The organism is Tepidibacillus infernus (assembly GCF_048898065.1).
GTDB lineage: Bacteria > Bacillota > Bacilli > Tepidibacillales > Tepidibacillaceae > Tepidibacillus_B > Tepidibacillus_B infernus.
Genome location: NZ_JBLWFI010000061.1, coordinates 1 through 255, shown reverse-complemented (window position 1 = coordinate 255; position 255 = coordinate 1). Strand labels below are relative to the sequence as shown.

Here is a 255-nt window from a genome sequence, read left to right as displayed (position 1 = left end):
AGATCTTGGTTGTTTTAACCTTATTATCCACAAGAACACTGTAACCCTGGTATTCACGCCAGATTTGGTCATGAATACCGCGAAGTTCCATTTTGATGCATGAGCGCTTATTAATTTCACTCCGTCTAGCCCGTGTTAAGTTTTGAAGTTGTCTAAATACGCCAGCAGAAAGCTTAGAATTAGTAGCTTTATTGCCAACCAATGCTTCGGCAATTAGGTACAAATCTATGTCATCGGTTTTGGTATAAGTAAGGT

At 39.2% G+C, this 255-nt stretch carries 1 protein-coding gene; it reads right to left on the bottom strand.

Annotated features, from left to right (window positions below; translation table 11 throughout):
• A partial coding sequence (locus TEPIDINF_RS15005) for an IS110 family transposase (protein WP_421692409.1) occupies positions 1-255 on the bottom strand: 255 nt, incomplete at both ends.